Consider the following 23,978-nt stretch of genomic DNA (forward strand, 5'->3'; position numbering starts at 1 on the left):
CCCTCAAATTAACGCCAGTAATTAATGCCCATTGCATTACGCACTTCATCCATGGTTGCTTGTGCTCGCTGACGTGCCTTAGCAGAACCATCGGCTAGCATTTGCAAAACTTGATCACGGTCAGTAGCAAACTCAGCCCGACGCTCTCGCATTGGTGCAAATTCTTGGTCAAGCACTTCAAAAAGGTACTTCTTGATTTTCATGTCACCAAGGCCACCAGCTTGATACTGCGCCTTCAAGGCTGCAACTTGCTCTTTATCCTGGTCAAAAATATCCAAATAACTAAATACCATATTGCCTTCAACGTGGCCTGGATCAGTTAATTTAATATGGGTTGGATCAGTATACATTGACTTTACCTTAGTCCACAACGTATCAGCGTCATCGCTAATATAAATTGCATTACCAAGTGACTTTGACATCTTAGAATTTCCATCAAGGCCTGGAATACGTCCCTGACCCTTTGGTGGGAAAACGCCCTGTGGCTCAACTAAAATATCTTTATCATCCCCATAATAACGATTAAAAGTGCGAATAATTTCGCGTGTTTGTTCCAACATTGGTTCTTGGTCATCACCAACTGGCACAACCTGCCCTTTGAAGATTGCAATATCAGCCGCTTGCGATACTGGGTAAGTAAAGAAGCCAGCTGGGATACTCTCACCAAAGCCCTTTTGTTGAATCTCAGCCTTAACCGTAGGGTTACGTTGTAGGCGCGCAACAGAAACTAGATTCAAAAAATACTCAGTAAGTTCTGATAGTTCTGGTACGGCTGTTTGTACAAAAATGGTCGACTTACTTGGGTCAAGGCCAACCGCAAGATAGTCCAATGCAACTTCAAGTAAGGAGTTGTGAATCTTTTGAGGGTCACGGGCATTATCCGTAAAGGCTTGCTTGTCGGCAATCATGATAAAAGGATCATATTCGCCAGAATTCTGCATTGCCACCCGGTTTTTCAAAGAACCAACATAGTGACCAATATGTAACTTACCTGTTGGTCGATCACCAGTTAAAAGAACCGCTTTATCTGTCATAATTAACTCTTTCTAGCAGCTAACACATCTGCTCTTGTTTAATGCCTTTAGCATTTGATTTGTCGATTATTATTGTAAGCATTTTTGACCTTTATAACAACCTTCTTCGCTATTTCCAAACCAAGGTTTCAGCAACCCGGTTAATTGCTTCGGTAGCCGGACCAACACTTAGCAAAACTAATTCGTGCATTGCTCTTGATGCTAAGGTATAGAGCAGGCCATTCGCAATTTGATTTGGATAGTTAGCTTGCGAAACATCAAAGCCAATTACGGCATCAAATTCTAAGCCCTTAGCTAGATAAATTGGCATAATCAACACTGGTGCAGTTCGCGTCCGATCATCAGCACTTAACAATTGATAATCAAGCTTGCTATCAGCCAATAGTGTAGCAACTTGGTTTGCTTGAGCCTGGGTCTTGGTTAAAATTGCCACTGTACCCCAATCATTCATAGCACTATCAATTGCACTTTCAAGCACACTCGCCTGATTTACATGATTCGTTACTAAGATGCTTGGCTGCTTACCTGAACGTGTAAAGGCGGTAATCTGCTGTCCATCAGGTAAGAGTGCTTTTGCAAAAGCCATAATTTCCTGAGTTGACCGGTAAGCTTTATTCAACACAACCATGGCTGGATTTTTTGCAGCAAAAGCCCGGCTATACTTAGTTAATAAGGCCTGCGGTTGTTCAATCTCACGAAACAATGCTTGTTCGCTGTCACCAAGTAGCGTGAATTTAGCTGTCGGGAAGGCATGTTGTAGATACAGTAGTTGTGCCATTGAATAATCTTGCATCTCATCTACAAAGACATAACGCATTTGTTGGTTTGTTCCTGCACCGCTTAATAAATCACGTAAGTATAGCAAGGGGCTAGCATCCTCTAAATCAATTCGGTGATACTCTAACTCTCGCAAAAAGCGCTCTTGCTTAGCTAACCACCAGTCGGCTGGTAACTCACTGTGCTTTGCCATATAAGCAAGAAAATCACTGTATTGTTCATAAATATCAAAGAAAAAGCCATTATAGATTGCATCAGCTACACTTTGCAGACTACGCTCTAAGAAATGGTGGCTGGCAATTGCCATTGTTGCTGGCATATTTTCTTCGTCAGCAATCGTTTCATCTAATTGACCAGCCAATAAATCATTATATTGATAACGATCCATATTATTCAACGCTTCCACGACCCAATCATCATTAATCATGCGATTAATTCGCCGTAATAAGCGTTCATCTAATCGCTTTTGCGTTTGCGCTACTCGCTCACGGACTGAATAAGCCTGTGGTAGTTCACTGAAAATTTTAACCATTGCTTCCCGCCCGAAAAACACATTGCCTTGAAAATTAATATCTGTAAAATGAATGGTTTCGGCCGTTAATTGGTCAACATATGCAGCCAAGTGTTTTAAAATACTTGCCGCCTCTAATTTAGTTTGAATTGCCTGACTGGCATGCCCACCTTGATGATTGCCCTGTTCATAACGTTCAAAGATGGTTTGTACTTTTAAGCCTTCTAGACGAGCCGACAAGAATTCAGCTAAGGTTACTTGCCGCATATTGCGCTCGCCCAAAGATGGCAAGACATCCGCAATATAACTTGAGAACAGCCGGTTGGGTGAGAAAAGGACAATTTGATCACTGTTTAATTCTTCCCGGGCATGAAAAAGGAGAAAGGCAATTCTTTGCAAAATTGCCGATGTTTTTCCTGAACCTGCAACTCCTTGAACTACTAATAAGTCACTATGGGTGTCACGAATAATCATATTTTGTTCTTGTTGAATCGTTGCAACAATGTTACGCATTGTGCTATCGCTAGCCTGACCTAAAGCGTATTGCAGCATCTCATCTCCAACTGTTTCATCGGTATCAAACATATTTACAATCTGACTATCTGTAATATTAAATTGACGTTTCTTTAAAAGCTCCACAGTTTCTTCACCGGCGGGTGTTTCATAGTTGACCGGTCCCAGCGTTCCGTTATAATAAATCCCACTAATTGGTGCACGCCAATCATAAATTAAAAAGCCCTGCTTTTCATCTTGTAAGGAAGCCAAACCAATGTATAGTGTGTCCCTATCCTCTTCCATAATATCGATTCGACCAAAATAAGGACTTGGTCGCAAATTGGTCAGTGTTTCGACATTTTTTCGCATAATGGTTTCTGTTTCAACCACACGAGCAACAATATTACGCTGTTGCTGCACTTCAGCGTTGGTTTCCATGGCATCATCAAGTTCAATGGTGTTAATCGAAATATTATCTAAATAGTTCCCCTCAACAGCGCGGGTTTCGGCATGTGCATCAGCATAGACCTCTTTGGCAGTTTCTAGCTGATCATCAATTACAGCTACAACCTTGTCTAAGCGCGCCTGTTCTTTTACTTTTTCTTCATCCATCTTATTTTCCTAGTTTCTAATTTAATTTGGATAGTCAAAATAAACTACGCCCGTTAAATGACTTTCACCTTTTTAAAGATATATTTCATCACTATTGTACAGGTTCAACTCTGATTTACTCAAACAAAAAAGTGACCGCTAATATTATTCCTAATATCAACAGTCAGCTTAAATTCTTAGTCCATTGCTGCCCCTAAAAAGGTCGTTATATCCGAACCAAGTGAGGGATAAGCATACATTTCACTACGCAAATCTTTTTGATTTTGCCGCCGATTAATAGCGACTGTCAGATAATTAATTAACTCATCTGCATGACTAGCTAAGACACTTGCTCCAACAATCACGCCGGACTCATTCAACACAATGTGCGCTTGCGCTAATGGTTCAAGATTTCGGTAATACCCCATCCACCTAGTCATATCAAATTCTGTAACTTGGTAGCCTTGTTCAATGGCTATATCTGGGTTCACCCCCACTTGGGCTAGCTTTGGTGCACCAAAGACGACTACTGGTGTCGCTGGGAAATGAATTTGCTCAGTATTAAGGCCTAAAATATGTTGGGCAACATAGCGACCTTGAGTCGAAGCCGTTGGCGTCAACTTTGGCACTGCTAAATTAGTTACATCACCCGCAGCGTAAATATTGTCAGCTGTTGTCTTTAAATAACCATCAACTTTAACCAGACTATCTGTAAGCTCAACATTAGCAGCTGCCAGATTTAGAGCATCAGTATTTCCACGACGACCAATCGCGACAAACCCACTATCAGCACTAACAATCCGACCATCATTGGCAAGTAGCTCAATTCGCTGACCCTGCTTTTGCACGGCTTGCGTCATAAAATTATCATGGAACGTGATACCTTTAGCCTGCATGGCCTGCTTCAATTTTTGAGTCAAAGTTTGATCAAACTCAGTTAAGATTGCCGTCCCTTTTAAAATAATATGCACTTTTGTCCCAACTGCGGCCGCTAAATTAGCAAATTCGATTGCGATAAAGCCACCACCAACCAAAACAATTTCGGCTGGCATCGTTGTAAGATTTAAAAAGTCTTCATTATCTAATAGGTATTGATCCCCAGGCACATCTAATCTAGCCGGCTGCGTACCAGTAGCAATTACCCAGTTATTTGCCGTAATTGTCTGCTCGGATAATTTTACAGTTTGATTATCGATAAAGCTCGCATGACCATAACGGTGAATTATGCCAGCTTCATCTAGACCGACAATTTTACGTGCTGCAACTGGTTCAGTAAAAGCCATTTTATGGCGCATCAAAACTGACCAGTCCAAGTCTAAACTACCTGTTAAGCCAGCGGGCACTAATTGTTCAGCCTGTTGTTTGGCTTCAACGGCCCCTAATAACATTTTTTTCGGATCGCAGCCATAATTAGGGCAAGTACCACCCCAAAGATACTCTTCAATGATAACAACTGACTTACCAGCTGCTTTTAATGCAAAAGCGGCTGATAAGCCGGCTGGACCAGAACCAATAATCCCTACATCAAAGTGTTCATTCATCATCGTTCAATCTCCCTTAGTTCTTTAGTAAATGATGCTGCGTTAAATATGTTTTGGCAACTTGATTTGCGGAATGATGCTTAACGTTCACCAAATAATTCATTTGCTGCATCTCTTGGTCCGTAATTTTTCCAGCTAAACGATTCAAGGCTCGCACAATCTCTGGGTGGTCCTTGGCAAAACTCGTTTTCATCATTGGTACTGCTTGGTAAGCTGGGAAGAAATGTTGATTATCCTGAAGTATTTGCAAATGATATTGCCTTAATTGCGAATCTGTACTATAAGCATCAACTAAAGCAACCTTGTCTTGCGCAATCGCTTGATACCGTAAATCAGGATCAAAACTAGTTGTGTTGATATTTGTAAGTCCATAGGCTTTAGCCACCCCGGGCCAGCCATCCTGGCGATCCAAAAACTCAGCTGTCATCCCACCTTGCATACTTGGTACCTTAGCTAAATCACCAATGGTTACTAAATCATATTTTTTAGCTAAACTTTCTTTAACCGCCAATGCATAGGTATCATTAAATTGACTTGGTTTACCTAACGTTAAGTCTAATTTTTGGGCTACCTGTTGTGCTTTATAATAGGTCATTTTAGCTGAAGCACCCGCCGGTAAAGTCACTGGTTTAGGTGCTATATCCGATAATACAGTACCAGTAAATTCTGGGTAGATACTAATATCATTATTTTTTAAAGCTGTATACAAAAAGGATGTTGTCCCAAAATTATCCTTAGTTACAATCTTAAGATTGGGTTCTTCTACCTGAATCAAATCCTTATACATGGCAATCAAAATTGCTGGTTCAGAACCCAACTTTCCGGCAATAATAACCGTATTATTCGTCCGATGAATTAGCATTGGCGTAACCGTACCAATTGTTATACCACCTAAAAGGACTGCCAAGATTGACCAACGAAAAAGTGCTCGTAATTTACCAATCCATTGAATACCAAGGGTCACAACAATTGCTAATAAAGCTGAGGTTAGGGCACCAATAATTAACAAACTGTTATCATTGCGACTGATTCCTAACAGAATAAATGAACCTAAACCACCAGCACCAATTAAGGCCGCCAAAGTTCCAGTTCCGACAATCATTACTGCAGCCGTTCGTAAACCAGCAATAATACTATCCTGTGCTAGCGGGAATCGCACATGCCAAAGAATTTTATTTCTTGGTAAGCCTAATGCTTGCGCTGAATCAATCAATTCAGGTTCAATCTGAGATAGCCCTAAATAAGTGTTTTGAAAAATTGGCAATAGCGCATACACAACCAAAGCAGTTAGTGCTGCTGGAAAACCAATCCCTACTAGGGGAATCATAATTGCTAAAACTGCTAGGGAAGGAATGGTTTGTAAAATCCCCGTTACTTGCAAGATTATTTCCGCAGACTTTTTATGCCTTAAGGCCCACACTGCTAATGGAATTGCTAAAAGTGCTGCCAACAATAGCGCACAAGCGGTTAATTGAATATGCTGCCATAGTGCTAATAATAAATCAGACCAGCGGCCCGTAAGTGAACTTATCATGGTGGAGTTACTCCTACCTGCCTTCCTCGCGAACCAAACCTAAACTAATTATCAAGGCTTGGTCAACTTTATCCATTAATGACTTGGGTAATATCCCAAGCTTATCTTGTAGTCGTCTTTTATCAATTGTTCTAATCTGCTCGGCTAGAATAACTGAATCGCGCGCAACCCCAGTAACATTAATCGTAGATGGCATTGCAACATGTGTAGGTAATTTACTTTTTGTTAGCTGAGCAGTTATGGGGGCAACGATTACCGTTGGCGAAAAATTATTGCCAACATCATTTTGAATAATAATTACTGGTCGTTGTCCACCTTGCTCTGAGCCTTTGACTGGCGATAAATCTGCAAAATAAATATCACCACGTTTGATTGGCTCATGTGTTTTTTTTGTCATGCTTAATCCTCAATCAACTAGCCGTCTTGGTAAGCGTACCGCTAGGCTGGTTGCAATCTCATATGGAATTGTTGCTCTTTTATCAGCTAAATCTTCTAAACTAATCGCTTGATCACCAACTTGACCAATTAAGGTAACGACCGTACCAACTGGTACTTCATCCGGTAGGCGTACCATCATCTGATCCATTGCAATCCGACCGACAATCTCAACTTTCCGGCCATCAGGCAACAAGCCAGTCATACCTTGTAAACTACGCGCATACCCATCAGCATAACCGATTGGCAAGGTTCCAATCCATTCGGCCGATTGAGTAGTATAAGTTGCCCCATAAGAAATTGATTCACCAGCCGCAACTTGTTTAACATGGACTAGTTGAGCTTTCAAACTCAAAACAGGTTGCAAAGCTCGGTGCTCCAATGTCCCTTGTGATGGATCAATCCCATACATAGCTGCACCAACTCGTACCAAATCCAAGCTGGGTTGTTGGTGCCATAGAGCTGTTCCCGAGTTAGCCAAGTGCAAAAGTACTTTTTGATCTAACTGCAAGTCAGTAATTAAATTTTGCCAACGAGTAAGTTGTTTTTCAAAATATGCTTTGTTTGGTCCATCCGCTGTTGCAAAGTGCATCCCAATACTATGCAAGTCCAGTTGTTCATTCGCATCAATTAATTTAATCGCCGCTTCTAAGTCATCAGTCTCTCGAAAACCAATCCGACCCATACCTGTATCAATCGCTAACCAGACTGATAGCTTATCAGCTGGTTGCAAAAATTCACTTGCAGCGGTCAACCAGCTCGTTGTTGCAACAACTGGAATCAAAGCATACTTAGCCAACAAGCTCGCATCCTCAGCGGGACTAATTCCCAGCACCAAAATTGGTAAAGTAACATCTAAATTACGAAGACGAATACCCTCATCCAAAGTTGCAACTGCGAATCCATCAACCTTTGCGGCCAAGGCGGCTGTAACGACTTGGTTCATCCCATGTCCGTAGGCGTTTGCTTTAACAACCGCAAAAAAGCGTTTTGCTTTTGTTAAGTCGCGTACATACTTAACATTATGGGCCAGCGCTTTAGCTGATATTTCAAGCCAAGCTGGTCGGTGTGAGCTAACCAATTGATCAAAATTTTCTCGTTGCTCTAAGATAACCGAACTATGTACTACATTACCAGTATGTGAGATTGAAACGTGTGCAACTAACTCACCTTCTTTAGGATGTTTGGCTAAAAAGGGTTGTCCCGCCGCATTAGTCATAATTTCTAAATCTTGCCAAGAAACTGCTGCCCCAATTCCAGTTCCTAATGCCTTTGAATAAGCCTCTTTAACTGAAAAACGACCAGCCAAAAATTCGTCCTGATGTTTCCCTTGCTTTGTTAAATAAAGGGCTTTCTCCCCAGGAGTTAAAATTACATCAACAAATCGGGGGCGGCGTTTAGCAATCTTGGCCACTGCGTCAATTTCCTGTGCATCAATTCCATTCCCAAAAATCATAATTTAACTTTGCTCCCTCAAGATATTTATCTTTTCATTATAACAACCCTGTAAAGATGGTGATAACTTTTATTGAGAACTTAAACTTATAATAAGTTAGTTCATAAAACAAAGAGCCTCAAACCGTTAGATTTGAGACTCTTTGTTTTAAATTTTAATCATTATTACGGATTACGAAGTCACGTCCTGAACGACGTGGAGCTCCTGAACGTCCGCGTTGTGACCGATCACCTGAACCGGTACGTGAACCACGATCGTATGAACGACGTTCACGACCACCGCGATCACCACCGCCACGACGATCGCCGCCACGGTAGCCACCACTACGGCGACCGCCACCACCATTACCGCCTTCACGACGACCACCAAAGCCTGAACGCTTACGTGGTAATGGACGCTCATGTGACAAGCTAAAGCTCTCGTCCATTAGCGCAACATTTGCCACAGCACTCAATAGCGCAGCAGCCAATGTCTTGGCATCATACTTCTCAACTAATTCTGCGGCTGCATCCGCAAAGATTGATGAATCAACTGCACTAACCGCAGCTTCAACATCAGCTGCTGCAACTGACAAACGCCCTGCAATAGCTTCTTCGCGAGTTGCTGGCTTAAGTGGTTGCATCCGCTTCTTAGTCAACTTTTCGATATCCTTCAAGTAATCCATCTCGGCATTTGTAACAAATGTTACTGAATTACCATGGGCACCGGCACGACCTGTCCGGCCGATACGGTGAACATATGATTCTGGATCTTGTGGAATATCAAAGTTGTAAACATGAGTAACACCAGAAATATCCAAGCCACGAGCAGCAACATCAGTTGCCACCAAAATGGTAATTTCCTTAGCCTTGAATTGCTTCAAAACTTGTGTCCGCTTTTGTTGGGTCAAATCACCGTGAATACCAGCAGCCTTAAAGCCACGTAATTCCAAACCGCGTGTCAACTCATCAACACGGCGCTTAGTGCGACCAAACAAAATTGCTAATTCAGGTTGTTGTACGTCCAAAATCCGTGTCAAAGTATCAAACTTCTCATTCTCACGAACGCGAACGTAATATTGATCAACCAAATCAGTGGTTAATTCTTTAGCAGCAATTTGGATATGCTCTGGGTCAGTCATAAACTGAACACCAATCCGCTTAATTGCTGGTGGCATTGTTGCTGAGAACAACAATGTTTGACGCTTGTCTGGCACAGCCTTCAAGATAGACTCAATGTCTTCCAAGAACCCCATGTTCAACATTTCATCGGCTTCATCCAAAACCAATGTCTTAACATGACCCAACTTAATCGTTCCGCGATTAATATGGTCAATCAAACGTCCTGGAGTTCCCACAACGATATGAGCTCCATGATTCAAGTTTGTAATTTGGCGACGAATATCTGATCCACCAAAGACCGCTTGAACTCGTACATGCTTATCGCGTCCCAACTTGAATAGCTCTTCTTGAGTTTGAATTGCTAATTCACGTGTTGGTGAGACAATCAGCGCTTGTACATCGCGGTTATCTGTGTCAATCATCTCCAAAATTGGTAAACCAAAGGCAGCTGTTTTACCAGTTCCTGTTTGGGCTTGACCAATCACATCCTTCCCAGCCATTGTCAAAGGAATTGTTTTTTCCTGAATGGGGGTTGCCTCTACATAGCCATGCTTTTCAATGGCCGTCAAAAGATCTTCACTAAGACCTAGTTCTGAAAACTTCAAAATATTTCCTCCACTGCGTCCCTCGGGCGAGGAACCAAAAAGTCTTGAACAGTTTTATTAATCATACTTGAACGGGGCACAATCCGGCGCCCTCTCCCATGTTCAATTTAAATACCATTCAATTGTAACTTATCTATAATACCTTGCATTATCCTAATTAGCAAGTCATAAAAAGACCAGGTAATCAATGTAATCGTTTACTAACAATTAAAAAAATGACACGGCTCGCCATGTCATTTTTCATTAGTCTTCACTATCAATAATTTGAATATCACCATTAAGGAAGGTCAGCTTGTGGATTAAGCGATCATAACCACGCAAAATATGCTCAGCATCTTCAATTACTGTAACGCCATCGGCCATCAAACCAGCAATTACTAAGGCAGCGCCAGCACGGATTTCCGCAGCTTTAACTGTGTCCCCATGGTGCTCTATTGTTGGGTTAATTTCAATCGTCCCTTCGCTAATTACCTGAATATTCATCCCCAATTTATTTAACTCTGGGATGTGACGTGTTCTGGCTGGATAAATTGTCTCAAAAATCTTTGATGCACCATTAGCCTTAGCCAATAATGGTGTAATTGGCTGTTGCAAATCTGTGGCAAAACCTGGGAATGGCGCCGTCTTAATCGAAATAGGTTTTAAAACGTCGGTTTTGGGCACATAGATTGAATCTTCACGAACATCCAAGGCAACTCCAGCTTCGATTAACTTAGCTGTGAAGGCCTCCATATGCTCAGGAATGATATTTTTCACCAAAACACCCTCGCCTTGTGCAGCTGCCATTGCCAAATAAGTTCCAGCCTCAATGCGATCAGGAATAATGGTATGTGTATTATGTGCTTCTAAGCGCTCCACTCCAGTAATCCGAATAACATCTGTACCCGCACCACGTACTTGTGCCCCCATGTTATTCAAAAATGTTGCTAAATCGATAATTTCTGGCTCTTTAGCCGCATTCTCAAGAATGGTAGTACCAGTTGCTTTAACTGCTGCTAAGATGATGTTCATCGTAGCACCAACTGATACCATATCTAAGAAAATCCGTGCCCCTTTTAATCCGTCGGGAGCATCAATAAAAATTGTATCGTTTTCTTCGTGTACTTGAGCCCCTAAAGCTTCGAAGCCTTTAATATGTTGATCAATTGGTCGCGGTCCAATATTGTCTCCACCTGGGAAAGTCACTGTAGCCCGTCCAAAACGGCCGAGTAATGAACCCATGAAATAGTATGACGCTCGCAAAGATTTAATCGCCGTACTTGGCAACTCTGCCTCAATAATTTGTGTTGGGTCAATCGTTAATTCGCCGCCTTTAAATTCAGACGACACGTTCATTGATTGCAAAATCAATTGTAAGTTTTGCACATCCAAAATACCTGGCACACTATCAAACTTAACTGCGGTATCAGCCAAAATCGAAGCTGGTATCAAGGCAACGGTTGAATTTTTCGCACCACCGATTGTTACTTCACCGCTCAGTCGCCGTCCGCCATGGATTAACAACTTTTTCATGACAATTATCCTTCTCAAATTAAAGCCGGTAAAACCCCCGTAGCTTACCAGCTTCATTTTCTTTCTAACATTTTAAATTAGCAATGCCATTCATCAGACATCGTCAAGCTATTTAGCTTTTCCATTTATGAGTGTAACCGAAATGACATATTTAAACAAGAAATGTCGGTTAATTTTATTGACCTTTTGCAATTACTTATAAATTAACGCTGTCCACCATAGTCTGCTAATCAATTCAACAAATTTAGCTACAAAAAAACTGCGCCAAAAGGTTAGCGCAGTTTTTAGAACTATTTGCATTACTAAGCGTCACTTAGTTCATACAGATACTTATTTTGCTTCTTTTTGCTCCAAAGCAGCTTTAATAAAGGCCGCATAGAGTGGTTCTGGTCGATCAGGTCGTGATAAGAACTCTGGGTGATACTGAGCAGCAATGAAGAAATCATTAGCTGGCAACTCGATAATCTCCATTAGGCGATCATCAGGTGAAGTTCCTGCAAAGACCATCCCAGCAGCTTCAAATTGAGCTCGGTAGTCAGTATTAAATTCATAGCGGTGACGGTGACGTGCTTCAATTTCCTTTTTACCATAAATTGCCAGCGTCTTTGTGCCATCTTTCAAATCAGCTGGATATAGACCCAAGCGTAGGGTTCCACCACGATCAGTAACTTCCTTTTGATCATTCATCAAAGCAATCACTGGTGCTGAAGTTTCTGGATCTAATTCAATTGAGTTTGCATCAGCATAATGCAAAACGTTGCGCGCAAATTCGACCGTTGCTAATTGCATTCCCAAGCAAATTCCTAAGAATGGCCGGTTGTTCTCACGAGCATACTTAATTGCTGCAATCTTACCCTCCGTACCACGGGAACCAAAGCCACCTGGCACGATAATTCCGTCTGCATCAGCCAATAACTCTGCTACATTGTCTTCATTGACATGCTCTGAATTAATTGCGTTAATTTCAACATCAGTATCAACTGCATATCCACCAGCACGCAAAGCTTCATTCACAGAAATATAAGCATCTTGCAAATCAGCATACTTACCAACCAGAGTCACCTTTAAGGACTTCTTTAAGGTGCGAATGTGTTCAATCATTTCTGACCAACTTGTCATATCAGCTTCAGGCGCGGTTAGGCCTAGACGCTTCAAAATAACATCATCCATTCCTTGTGCTTGCATATTTAATGGAACTTGATACAAGATATCTGCATCCAATGACTCGATTACCGCTTCAGGTTGAACATCTGTAAAGAGAGCAAGCTTTTCACGCATTTCTTGCGTAATTGGTTGTTCTGTCCGTACGACCAACATGTCAGGCTGGATTCCATATGAACGCAACTCAGCAACTGAGTGTTGCGTAGGCTTTGTCTTCATCTCACCAGCTGCTTTCAAATATGGAATTAATGATGTATGAATATAGGCAACGTTTTCAGCCCCCACCTCACGCTTCATTTGGCGAAGCGCTTCGATGAATGGCAATGATTCAATATCACCCACCGTACCACCAACTTCAGTAATCACAATATCAGCACCCTTCGTCTCAGCTGCCAACATCATCTTCTCTTTTAAAGCATTTGTAATATGTGGAATCACTTGAACGGTTGCCCCATCATAATCACCACGGCGTTCTTTAGCAATTACTTCTGAGTAAATCCGACCAGATGTTACATTTGAATACTTATTCAAATTGATATCAATAAACCGCTCATAATGGCCTAAATCAAGGTCCGTTTCCAAACCATCATCAGTAACAAAGGTTTCACCGTGTTGATATGGTGACATGGTACCTGGGTCGACATTGATATATGGATCAAATTTTTGCACCGCAATTTTAAAGCCCCGTGCTTTTAGTAGTCGGCCAAGTGATGCCGCGACGATTCCTTTTCCTAATGATGAAACTACACCACCAGTAACGAAAATGTACTTTGTTGCCATGTATAAATTCCTCCATGTTTGCGCTTGAAAAACCATTGTTAAGCGGGGACAGTGTTGGTTAAAACACTTAAAAACAAAAGAACTCCCAATGCCAGTACTGACCTTGGGAGCTTAATTTAAACTTGTATCCGTTCAATAAATACTTATTGAGCCCGGAACTATATATTACATAACTTTTCTGAGTTTGTCAAGGCACCTCTAACCTACAGCGCACCATTCATATTCAAAATAAAGTCAGTAATAAGCCAAGTTCTTATAAACAAAAAAGAGCGATGCTAACCCACCACTCTTTTTAGCCCTTGATAATGTTAGCGTTCAATATCACCGCTACCATAGTCATCATCAACATTGGTAGCAATTCCACCAATATCTTCACCAATTCCGGCTGAAACTTCATCTTGATAATTGTCATCATCATCGTCAGCGTCGTCGTCAGAATCATCAGCATCATCTACGTCCTTCGTAGCAGCTGTTTCATCCTCTTCAACTTCATCGAAATCATCATCTTCGGGATCATCATCGTTGTAATCGATAACATCGTCATCGTCAGCAACATCGGCCAAGAAGGCATTGATCTTCTTACGGCGCTTCTTCTTTGGTGCTCCATCCTCTTCTTCGAGATCCAAATGGACGGCCTCATCGATTGAGTCAAACGGATACCATGAACGAAGTCCCCACATGTTTTCACCTAAAGAGATGAATGAACCATCAATATTTAGGTCTGTGTAGAACTGTCCCAAGCGCGCACGAATTTCTTCGTCGGTCTTGCCAGTAAATGTTTGCACCTCATTCAACAAATCACTAAACGCCATTGTTTCGTGGTTCTCATTCAAAATTGCACGAGCTACCTCGATCATTGAAAGCTCAGCCTTATCCTGGCCGTCAAACTGTGTTAATGCCAAATCACGCACGTCCTTTCGCGGTCTTATAATCAATACTATATTCTAGCCTATTTTGTCCAGTTAAACAAGGTAACTAATTTAATTCTGGCACGTTTTTCCCCAAGACCCATTTTTCAATTGCTAGGCCAACCCCGTCAGCATTTTGACTAGTTGTTTGCATATTGGCAGTTTTCTTAACTTTTTCAACTGCATTTCCCATTGCAACACCCAGACCAGCTGCTTTTATCATGGTCAAATCATTTTCTTGGTCACCTAAAGCCATCGTTTCATCCATTGATAGGTTTAAATGCTTGGCTAATAGCTCTAAGGCAGCCCCCTTGCTGGCCTTGGGATTCATAAACTCCAAAAAATTGGCAGTTGAGCGAACCACATAATATTTATCTTGAATTGCTTGAGGTAATGCAGCTGTATCAGCATCAATCTTTGCTGCATCACCAATCATCATTACCTTAATATAAGGCAAGTCAGCTGGCATTTCTGCAAGCGGTACAAACTTAAGGGGCATTTTAACAATGAAGTTCTCCCGACTAGCATGGTAAGGCACAACATTATCGCTAGTATAGGCAGCATCATCGGCTTCTACCTGCATATAAACATTCAAATCATCAGCAACCTGACGTAATTCTTGATAAGCGGCTAAATCGAGCTTTCCGCCACCAAGCACCTTACCACTTGTTGTTTGAATCATGCCACCGTTATAGTTAATAACAAATTGGTCATCCTGGTTATTTAGGCCTAACTCATCTAGATAATCAACAACTCCGGTTAATGGTCGCCCAGTGGCTAAAACAATTTTCACCCCCGCAGCCGTTGCTGCTTGAATTGCCGCCTTAACTCGTGGCGTAATCTCCCGTGCTGAATTTACCAAAGTATCATCAATATCAATTGTCACTAGCTTAATTGTCATCTTCACACTCCTAATCTTCTGTCGGCCGGACCAACTCCATATTATGCACATACCGCTGAAAGTCGCCATAAACTGGTGCCATCACATCATCAATTGCTTGCTCTGCTAACATCTCTCGTGGGAAAAAGAACCGAGCATCCCCATAGTAGCGTCCCGACATCGCTTCAACCAAAGAACTTTCAGCAGAAAGCTCAACTAAACTGCAATCAGGTCGGACCAATTCAATCTGCGTCTGCGGTTTCTTTGAACGTGGCCGATAAATATCATACGATAAATCATAACTATCATTTTCAGCCGTATAATATTCTGGGCTAAAGCCAGCCATTGCGATAAGCTCTCTTAACTTAGGCAAAAGATCTTCCATTCCCGCCGTGATAACAATCGACTTGAATTGGCGTCGATCCAAAAAACGGTTTGCCAAATCAGCTAAAATTGAATCATCGGCATAGCGCCAGGTATTAATCGCCGCCAACAAGACTGCATCATCTAAGGTCAAATAGTAATTAACATCGATTCCCCCGGCAAAGAGGGGCTTTAGTGCTTCAGGGATAAATGCACTTGAACGCATAGTATCCTTTTGACTCAAAGCATAGAGATGCTTTACGCGAGCTAGGAGCGCTGTTAACATAACTTCCATCGCCCGTGAAACTGGGTGGAAGTACACTTGAACATACATCTGATAGCGCGAAATAATATAATCTTCCACTGCATTCATCGAACGCACGTCAAAGGCGATTCCATCTTGATAGGGACGCATCATCTGCATTAATCTAGACAGATCAAAGCGCCCGTAGGTAGCTCCTGAATAGTAGGCATCGCGCAGAAGATAGTCCATTCGATCTACATCAATCTGACTTGATATTAGCTGAACAACTTGCTGATTATCATAAGTTTTGGCAATCACAGCTGCTACTTTAGCTGGAAAGTCTGGTGCAACCTGCAACAGAACCTGATGAATTTCTGTATCTTCTGATAAGATAATCGCCTGAGTGTAAGCTTCATGATCAGTCCCAAAGATATGTTCAAAAGTATGTGAATATGGACCATGCCCCAAATCATGTAAGAGCGCTGCGGCTAGTAAAACTAACCGCTCACTCGGATCCCATAAACCATCGCCTGGGACTTTAGTTGCGTAATAATTTTCAAGATGCTCAGCAAACCGCCGCGCAATCTCATAGACTCCCAAAGAATGCGCAAATCGTGAATGTTCTGCACCATGGTAGACTTCCGAAGTGATTCCTAACTGTTTAATCCGGCGCAAACGCTGAAATTCACTAGTATCAATCAAGTCCAAAATAACCTGGTCTTGAACCCGAATAACGTCATGTACAGGGTCACGAAAAACTTTTTCATTTTTTAGCTTTTGTGTTGACATGATTTGCCTCCTCTGAATTTGTTAAGAATCAATTTTAAGGTCAATTATACCTTATATAATCGGTTGTATAAATAGACCCTCCCTGCTCAGTTAAAAGATGCGTTATAATATTAGTTAAAAATCCACTTGAAAAGGAAGAATCATGAGCAAGCCTGAAATAAGTGTCCCCGTGACCGTAAATATTAAAACTAGCATCAACCAAGCTGATGAATTCGAAAGCTTTTCGTTTACCGAGAATGGTAAAATCGTTAAAATTGGCAACGTCCAATACCTGCGCTATGTTGAACACGGCCAAGATGGCACTGCCACCCCGGTAACTTTCAAAATCTCACCTAATGGCAATATTCAACTAAGTCGCCATAGTAGCAGTGATGTTCACATCAATTTTGTACTAACCGATGAAACACTTACCCGCTATCCTTCACCCGCCGGTAATATCATCCTCAAAGTTAATACCACTGCCATTAAGCAAGTCTTAACCAACAATCCGCAAACTGGTGAGATTCACATTAAATATACTCTCGCCAGTGATGATGATGTTCTCATTGGTAACTACGAGGTCAACCTGACCTTTGTAGAAAACAATTAGAATATAAACAAAAGCAGACCAGCGCTCCAAGGGGCAATGGTCTGCTTTTATTATTTCAAAGTTATTTTTAGATAAATTCAAGATAATTATATTGATAATCAACCAACCACACAGCTAAGAAAGCGCAAATACCTCCAAGAACTACATATACTTAACCAATATTTTTTACACAAAAAAAGACCACCACGCAAGAGGGGGAACGCGATGGTGGTCTGCCACCGGCTACTAACGCAACCGGTAACGGGGGGTGTTATTTAATTTAGGGAACTAAATAACATTTCATGTACTTTGGGGAGTAATGAAATCCACTAGGAATAGTGGACAACTATTAATATACATATATTATTTGACATTTTTGTAAACAAAAGGTTTCATTTTGTTTACAAAATATAATTATATATATTATTAAATACCTTAATTCTCTTTGGTTTCAGCCTGTTGACTCGTTTGGTCCAGTTTAATTGAAGCAGTTTGTACCTTGCCTCCACGATAATAAGTTATCTCAACTGTATCTCCTACTCGATGACTGTAAATTGCGCTCCGTAAATCGGACGCATTAGTAATATCAGCATCACCAAACTTAGTGATTACATCATACTGCTTCAAGCCAGCGCGAGCAGCTGGCGAACCGTCACTGATAGTCATCACAACTGCCCCTTTAGAAATATCAGTTGGTAATTTCAAAATGTTTTTCTGATCATTTGCCGAAACTGACGCAAGGTCTAGCATGCTAACACCCATACCTGGTCGTGTGATTGAACCGTTCTTCTCAAGCTCATTGATAATTTTTACAACCGTATTAGCAGGAATTGCAAAGCCCATGCCTTCAACTGACGTTCCATCCTGTGACGATGCTAATTTCATAGAATTTATTCCCACAATTTGACCAGCTAAATTAACCAGCGGACCACCTGAATTTCCCGGGTTAATTGCCGCATCAGTTTGAATTACGGTTTCATTTCCCAATGAATTACCTTGTTCGTCAGTTGCTTTAACTGTCCGATTAGTTGCCGAGATAATTCCTTCTGTTACTGAGGTTGCATATTGCGTACCTAAAGGCGAACCAATTGCCAACACACTTTGTCCAGGTTCGAGCTTATCAGAATTAACAAAAGAGGCTACTGTATCAACTTTATCAGCGCTAATTGATAAGACCGCCAAGTCGGTGTAGGCATCTTTACCTACTAATTTAGCCGTAACTTTCTTCCCATCTGCTAGCAGTACCTGCAACCCATTTGCACCAGCCACCACGTGATTATTCGTCACAATATAGGCCTCACCATTATTTTTCTTATAAATAACACCTGAACCTTCAGAAGCAGTTGATAAGCCACTTGTATCACTTGTATCATTAGTCGTTTGTCCACCAAAAAGCGTTGTATTGGACGATTTTTGCAAGTTAATAACCGATACAACTGCACCAGATACATGATTAAAAGCCTTAGTTGCTAAGGATTGGCCTTCAACTTTAGAGTTATTAACACTCACTTTTTGACCAGTACCCACAACTGTTGTACCAAAATTAGTATATTCATTGAGCAAATAGTTACCACCCAAAGTCACCCCACCACCAACCAAGCCGGCAGCAAAAGCAATTGATATAATTTTTAGATTTTTATTTTTGCCTTCTGTCATATTTCAGCATCCCTTCTTAAGTTCTTAACTTCACTTATACACTAAAAAGATAAAAAATAGCTTCAAATTAAGTTCTTTAGATTATCTGTAACGACGTTGCTTCTTGTGGATCCGTATCATGCAAGAAAAAATCATGATCAACAGCAAAATCATGCTCTGCTAAAATCGAAGCAACCGTTAAATGCGCTAATGCTTTTTGATTATTTTCTTGACTCAAATGACCCAAATAGACGTGTTTAGTGTGATTTCCTAAAACATTCGCTAAAGCTAAGGCACCATCTTCGTTCGATAAATGGCCTTGATCGCCCAAAATCCGTTGCTTCAATGGCCAAGCATAACTACCCATGCGTAACATCTCATAATCATGATTTGCTTCCATTAATAAAACATCAGCATCACGAATCAAACCTTTAATGCGGTCCGAAGCATAACCTGTGTCAGTCAACATTGCAAAAGTTTTATTATCATGATGAAAAGCATAAAATTGTGGATCAGCTGCATCGTGCGAAACTGTAAAACTCTCGATATCTAAATCACCCATGAGTTTAGTTTCTCCCGGAGCAAAAAGTTGAATTTGCTCTGGCTTGACCTTGCCAATCTTGCCATCCATTGCCGCCCAAGTCTTTTCATTTGCGTAAACATTCATACCATATTTACGTGCTAAAACACCAACCCCAGCAATATGGTCACTATGTTCATGTGTAACAAATAAACCATCAACATCCTTCAATGAACGCCCAATTTGTTGCATCAAACCTTCAATTTTTTTACCTGATAAACCTGCATCAATTAAAACCTTATGTTCTGGTGTTTCAACATAGGTTACATTTCCAGCACTACCCGAAGCCAACATTGAGACCTTAAAATCACTTGCCATTTTTTCACACTCTTTTGCATCTAAAATAAAAAGCTAGTCAGCTGACTAGCTTTCCTAATATATATCATAACACGAGGTCTTAGCCTAAAATAAGAACGAACTGTTCTTATTTTAGCAAGGTTCCATTAAAAGCATTTACATACTCTTCACTAATATTGCTATTAATATCTTCGATGCTGAGCTGCCAACTCGGTACATAAATTACATCGCCATCGACTTGCGTTAATTCACTATAAACCAAGTTCACATCTAGAACTTTTTGGTTATTTTCAATTTGATTGTATTGATACGCAACTCCTACTGCTCGAGCTTGCGAGATTAAGTTATCAGCATCCCTTAACCTAGTCTTTTGCGCTAAATAACGCTGACTATAACCTATCAGCTCATTATCATCATTAAGATTAAATCGTAGCTGTCCAGCAGTGGTATTAAATAGTTGATTATCAACTGCCTTTTGCGAAAAGACGAGTACATTATTTTTACCATTAGCTTTTGCCGCATAGCGGCTAGCCACCTGATTATAACTGTACTCTTGGCCATTAATTACCATTGATTTATGCTTAAGCAACTTTTGTAAACTTGCAACTTGTTCATCCGTTGTTTGACCAAGCTTAAGTGGCTTTGATAGATTCACTCGTAATAATCCGTTATTAATACGGACACTAAAATCACTTTGTAATTGCGTCCGTTTATCTAAGAGTACATTATTATTCGTCTGTGCTGAAACATAACTACCACTTCCTCTAACATCAGTTAAAGAAGGTAGTGTAATATTATCATTTTGCATCTCATTGACAACATCTAACGCTGAAGCTGGTTTCGTCACTGTTTGTTGGGTTTGCAACCAAGCATAGGCCAAAAAAATGTCTAAGGTAATAAATATCCCTAAAAAAATCAGAATAATCTTGCGGAAATCCATCACTTGCCCCCCGTCCGGTTAGCTGGATTCGTCCCTAAAATCTGCCAACTTCCAGCATACTTATAAAACCACTCAGGTTGCAAAATAACCGTATCAGTATCTGTGGTTTGCCAATAATAACCAATTTGTAGTCCTTCTATTTTAGTGGTGTCAACGCCAATCTGCCCAGCCCACTCTAAGGCCCCCGCCGTACTAGGTATCGTCACAACATCATCGTCATTAACCGGCAAAGGAACTTGCAGAGTTGTACCAGAAAAGGCTACCTCAAGATGCCCACTATTTACCATCTGAACTTTAACAGTACCTAAATTATCTGAGTTAAAGATTGGTAAACCATCAACGTTTAGTCGATATAACAAAGTTTTTCCATCATCCTCACTAGCAAAATAATTCATATTATCACCAGTTTGCTGAATTTCATTTAGTGTATTGTAGCCAGTTGTCATCATCTTTGTTAAGCTAGGAGTCGCTTTTTGACCGTTAAAAACATCAAAAGTTGCCATCTTAGCAGTTGGATTAATTACCAAACGCTTATTTTCACCATCAGCATAAACTGTATCACCACTAGCGTCTTGTGAACTATCAACTTGTTTACTATCTGAGAAAAGGCTACTTGCATAGGCTTGCATATTTGCGTTACTAATCAAATAACGGTATCTTTGCATCGGAACCGCCTGTTCATAGGATAAATTAATTTTTCCGGCTAGTTTTGTCCATTTTACAGGTGTTAAATGCGTTTGCTTCTCTATAGTTGGCAAAGCAACGCTCTTTTCGAGGACTTTATATGGATAAATTGCATGTTGCTCAGTACTATAAAAAGTAATTTGGTCTTGCTTATGGTCAAGTTGAACATAGTTAATACCTACGTTATTGGGTAAACGATATTGTTTCCCTAAAATATCGTTTACAATCCCCCCAGCAACTTGATCTGGAAAAGCCAAGACCACGGTTCCCTCTCTCTGTAAGTTATTTAAGTAATCACTCTCTGCCAAGTTTTGCTTATGCAAAGCTTTCACCTTATGGTCATTAACTTGTTTAACAATTTCATCCGTTAATGGCCTGAAATCACCAACACTTTCCATACCATTCTTTTGATTTAAAACTAAAGCTGAAAAATCATAAATATCGCCAGTCGACCGGTTTGTTAATGTTTGTTGCTTTGAATTTGTTGGTTTAGCATCTAAGACCCTTTGTGGTGACTGCCAAAGCGCTAACGAAAAGATTAAGGACATCAAGATTGCAAGGCTCAAAAGTAAATACAACCCCAACTGTCTAACGATACGCCAACTACGCACCCAAAAATCCCTAATCATCCCATTCATCCTCATCATCAAATGCTGTAAATGGGAAAGCAACGTAGAAGGTTGAGCCTTTACCTTCCTTTGATTCCACCCAAATTCGACCGCCTGATTGTCGGACAATTTCGCGTGAAATTGCCAATCCTAAGCCGGTACCGCCTTGCGCCCGTGAGCGCGCCTTATCCACCCGGAAAAAGCGATCAAAGATATGAGCAACATCCTTTTGTGGAATCCCCAAACCTTGATCACGAATACTCAAAACCAATTCGGCTTCCTGTTCGTGCATTGCCACATGAATAATCCCACCATCAGGTGAGTACTTAATTGCATTATTCATAATATTATCAATAACTTGCGTAAACTTTGATGGATCAACCTCAACCCACGCTGGCGTTTTAACAATGTCGCGCTCGATTGTATAATGCTTCTTAGGTTGCTCATCATTGGCAATAATCATATCAAACCGATTTAATATATAATTGACCAATTCAGTCAAATCGACAAATTCAGCATCCAAACGCATTGTTCCAGAATCCATACGAGATAGCTCTAAGAGGTCGTTAATCATCCGAATCATCCGACCAGTTTCATCCTGTGCTACCCGCAAAAAATTAGGAGCTATCTCAGGATCATTAATCGCTCCATCTTGTAGTGCATCAACATATGATTTAACTGATGTTAAAGGCGTACGTAATTCGTGAGAAACATTGGATACGAAGTCGCGCCGTTCCTGTTCAATCTGTTGTTGCTCCGTAATATCATGCAAAACAATTACCAACCCTGAAATGAACCCTGATGCTCGTTGAATCAAACTAAAATATGCCATAATAATCAACTGCTCATTGCCATGGCTAAAATCAAGCATTAACTCTTCATGTCCATCAAGCAGCTCACGTAGACTATAATCTCCCCGAATATTTAAAACATCCAAAATCGAGCGCCCTTGTGCTTTTTCAGCATCTTCTTGCCCTGTAAACTGTAAGGCCATCGAATTAATCAAATTAATCCGGCCACGGCGATCAGTTGCAATCACGCCATCAGTCATATGCTCCAAAACCGAATCCAACCGTCGCCGTTCAAATTCAGTTGAATTCGTCGTTTCTTCAATCCGGTTAGCCAAAGCATTAACATTTTCTGCTAATTGTCCAATTTCATCGCGACTTTGAATTTGAATTTCACCAGAATAATCACCTTGAGCGATACGGACTGTACGATCCTTAATTGCAGCAATCGGCTTAGTTAATGCACGTGAAATCACCACCGCCATCAACGCACCTAAAATAATAGCTAACAATGACGCAACAAAATAAATCCGTGAGATATTGTCTAGGTTCTCATAAATCGTCTCTAAACTGGCCCTAACAACCACTACTCCCACTGTCTTATTTGTACCATTAACTTCTGTAACTAATGGTTTTACGACAATCTGATAGCGTGTTTTACCACTACTTTCAATTGGGTTTTTAGCGTACTTTTGACCAGCTAAAGCGTCCTTAACATTTTGATCCGTTGTTTTTTGTCCAATTGTATTTTGTGTATTAATATCTGTCGTACCACGAATGATACCACTTGCATCAATTACCTCAGCATCAGAAATACTGTTATTATTTAAATTTGATAAAACAGTGTGAATCGTACTATTCGCTTGATCAGTATTACTATCCCCAAGTAAAGTTTGCGTTAACGAGTCACTAACATATGCCGGTAAGGCAATTTGATCTCGGAACGCTGCTAAATTTTGTCGTTCAAGTTGCTTAACAAAAAACGCTCCCACCAATTCCAAAGTCGCTAAAAGTGTGAGTACGAAAACAACGGCAATTTTAAAATGAATTGATGTTAACAATCTTCTTAAACTAAATTTCTTCATAGTCTACTTTCCAAAAATAAAGGCTGGGGACAGAAGCACTATCCCCAGCCCCTGGGCCGAATTTTTATTTATATTTT

At 40.8% G+C, this 23,978-nt stretch carries 18 protein-coding genes; 1 reads left to right on the forward strand and 17 read right to left on the reverse strand.

All coding sequences use genetic code 11. From position 1 onward, the window contains the following. Positions 1-8: 8 nt before the first annotated feature. The 12 genes from trpS to TT13_RS04990 form a co-directional block, all read right to left on the reverse strand. Positions 9-1,034: a tryptophan--tRNA ligase gene (gene trpS / locus TT13_RS04935; protein WP_027698972.1), complete on the reverse strand. Its 1,026-nt coding sequence runs from the start codon at positions 1,032-1,034 to the stop codon at positions 9-11. Positions 1,035-1,143: 109 nt separating this feature from the next. Then, positions 1,144-3,429 (reverse strand): RNA polymerase recycling motor HelD, encoded by a 2,286-nt coding sequence (helD, locus tag TT13_RS04940; RefSeq protein WP_027698973.1) that lies wholly within the window; start codon positions 3,427-3,429, stop codon positions 1,144-1,146. Between the two features lie 176 nt (positions 3,430-3,605). Next, a complete protein-coding gene (locus tag TT13_RS04945; RefSeq protein WP_027698974.1) occupies positions 3,606-4,952 on the reverse strand; it encodes a dihydrolipoyl dehydrogenase family protein in 1,347 nt (448 codons plus the stop codon). A 13-nt stretch (positions 4,953-4,965) separates the two neighbouring features. Then, complete coding sequence (locus TT13_RS04950; RefSeq protein WP_027698975.1) at positions 4,966-6,483, reverse strand: ABC transporter permease/substrate-binding protein; 1,518 nt, start codon at positions 6,481-6,483, stop codon at positions 4,966-4,968. 13 nt (positions 6,484-6,496) lie between these two features. Further along, a complete protein-coding gene (locus TT13_RS04955) occupies positions 6,497-6,880 on the reverse strand; it encodes a type II toxin-antitoxin system PemK/MazF family toxin (RefSeq protein ID WP_027698976.1) in 384 nt (127 codons plus the stop codon). A gap of 9 nt (positions 6,881-6,889) precedes the next feature. Then, positions 6,890-8,374: an alanine racemase gene (gene alr, locus TT13_RS04960; RefSeq protein WP_045476686.1), complete on the reverse strand. Its 1,485-nt coding sequence runs from the start codon at positions 8,372-8,374 to the stop codon at positions 6,890-6,892. Between the two features lie 154 nt (positions 8,375-8,528). Next, positions 8,529-10,079 carry a degradosome RNA helicase CshA gene (cshA, locus tag TT13_RS04965; RefSeq protein ID WP_027698978.1) on the reverse strand — a complete coding sequence of 517 codons (1,551 nt, stop codon included), beginning with the start codon at positions 10,077-10,079 and terminating at the stop codon, positions 8,529-8,531. A 243-nt stretch (positions 10,080-10,322) separates the two neighbouring features. After that, entirely contained in the window at positions 10,323-11,591 is a 1,269-nt protein-coding gene (locus TT13_RS04970; RefSeq protein ID WP_027698979.1) for a UDP-N-acetylglucosamine 1-carboxyvinyltransferase, read from the reverse strand. A 330-nt stretch (positions 11,592-11,921) separates the two neighbouring features. Beyond that, positions 11,922-13,532: a CTP synthase gene (locus tag TT13_RS04975; protein ID WP_027698980.1), complete on the reverse strand. Its 1,611-nt coding sequence runs from the start codon at positions 13,530-13,532 to the stop codon at positions 11,922-11,924. Positions 13,533-13,840: 308 nt separating this feature from the next. Then, positions 13,841-14,434, reverse strand: a complete 594-nt coding sequence (gene rpoE / locus TT13_RS04980) for a DNA-directed RNA polymerase subunit delta (RefSeq protein ID WP_027698981.1) — start codon at positions 14,432-14,434, stop codon at positions 13,841-13,843. Positions 14,435-14,507: 73 nt separating this feature from the next. Then, on the reverse strand, positions 14,508-15,341 hold the full coding sequence (locus TT13_RS04985; RefSeq protein ID WP_027698982.1) for a Cof-type HAD-IIB family hydrolase: 834 nt from the start codon (positions 15,339-15,341) through the stop codon (positions 14,508-14,510). A 10-nt stretch (positions 15,342-15,351) separates the two neighbouring features. Continuing rightward, the gene (locus TT13_RS04990) at positions 15,352-16,716 is read right to left on the reverse strand and encodes an HD domain-containing protein (protein WP_027698983.1); all 1,365 of its coding nucleotides are present in this window, start codon (positions 16,714-16,716) and stop codon (positions 15,352-15,354) included. Positions 16,717-16,858: 142 nt separating this feature from the next. Between TT13_RS04990 and TT13_RS04995 the strand changes: the two genes are divergently transcribed. Then, a complete protein-coding gene (locus TT13_RS04995; protein ID WP_027698984.1) occupies positions 16,859-17,305 on the forward strand; it encodes a YwiB family protein in 447 nt (148 codons plus the stop codon). A gap of 414 nt (positions 17,306-17,719) precedes the next feature. Here the strand turns inward: TT13_RS04995 and TT13_RS05000 are convergent, their stop codons facing one another. The 5 genes from TT13_RS05000 to walK all read right to left on the reverse strand — a co-directional run bounded on the left by TT13_RS05000 (position 17,720) and on the right by walK (position 23,901). Further along, positions 17,720-18,940, reverse strand: a complete 1,221-nt coding sequence (locus TT13_RS05000) for a S1C family serine protease (protein ID WP_027698985.1) — start codon at positions 18,938-18,940, stop codon at positions 17,720-17,722. A 76-nt stretch (positions 18,941-19,016) separates the two neighbouring features. Next, positions 19,017-19,817 carry an MBL fold metallo-hydrolase gene (locus tag TT13_RS05005; RefSeq protein ID WP_027698986.1) on the reverse strand — a complete coding sequence of 267 codons (801 nt, stop codon included), beginning with the start codon at positions 19,815-19,817 and terminating at the stop codon, positions 19,017-19,019. A 106-nt stretch (positions 19,818-19,923) separates the two neighbouring features. Continuing rightward, complete coding sequence (gene yycI / locus TT13_RS05010) at positions 19,924-20,736, reverse strand: two-component system regulatory protein YycI (RefSeq protein WP_027698987.1); 813 nt, start codon at positions 20,734-20,736, stop codon at positions 19,924-19,926. Continuing rightward, positions 20,736-22,049 carry a two-component system activity regulator YycH gene (gene yycH, locus TT13_RS05015; protein WP_027698988.1) on the reverse strand — a complete coding sequence of 438 codons (1,314 nt, stop codon included), beginning with the start codon at positions 22,047-22,049 and terminating at the stop codon, positions 20,736-20,738. The genes yycI and yycH overlap by 1 nt, the downstream gene beginning before the upstream one ends. Then, a complete protein-coding gene (gene walK / locus TT13_RS05020; protein ID WP_027698989.1) occupies positions 22,042-23,901 on the reverse strand; it encodes a cell wall metabolism sensor histidine kinase WalK in 1,860 nt (619 codons plus the stop codon). Before walK ends, yycH begins: the two co-directional genes overlap by 8 nt. Between the last annotated feature and the right edge of the window lie 77 nt (positions 23,902-23,978).

Origin of the sequence: Weissella oryzae SG25, assembly GCF_000691805.2 — a bacterium.
Taxonomy (GTDB): Bacteria; Bacillota; Bacilli; order Lactobacillales; family Lactobacillaceae; genus Weissella; species Weissella oryzae.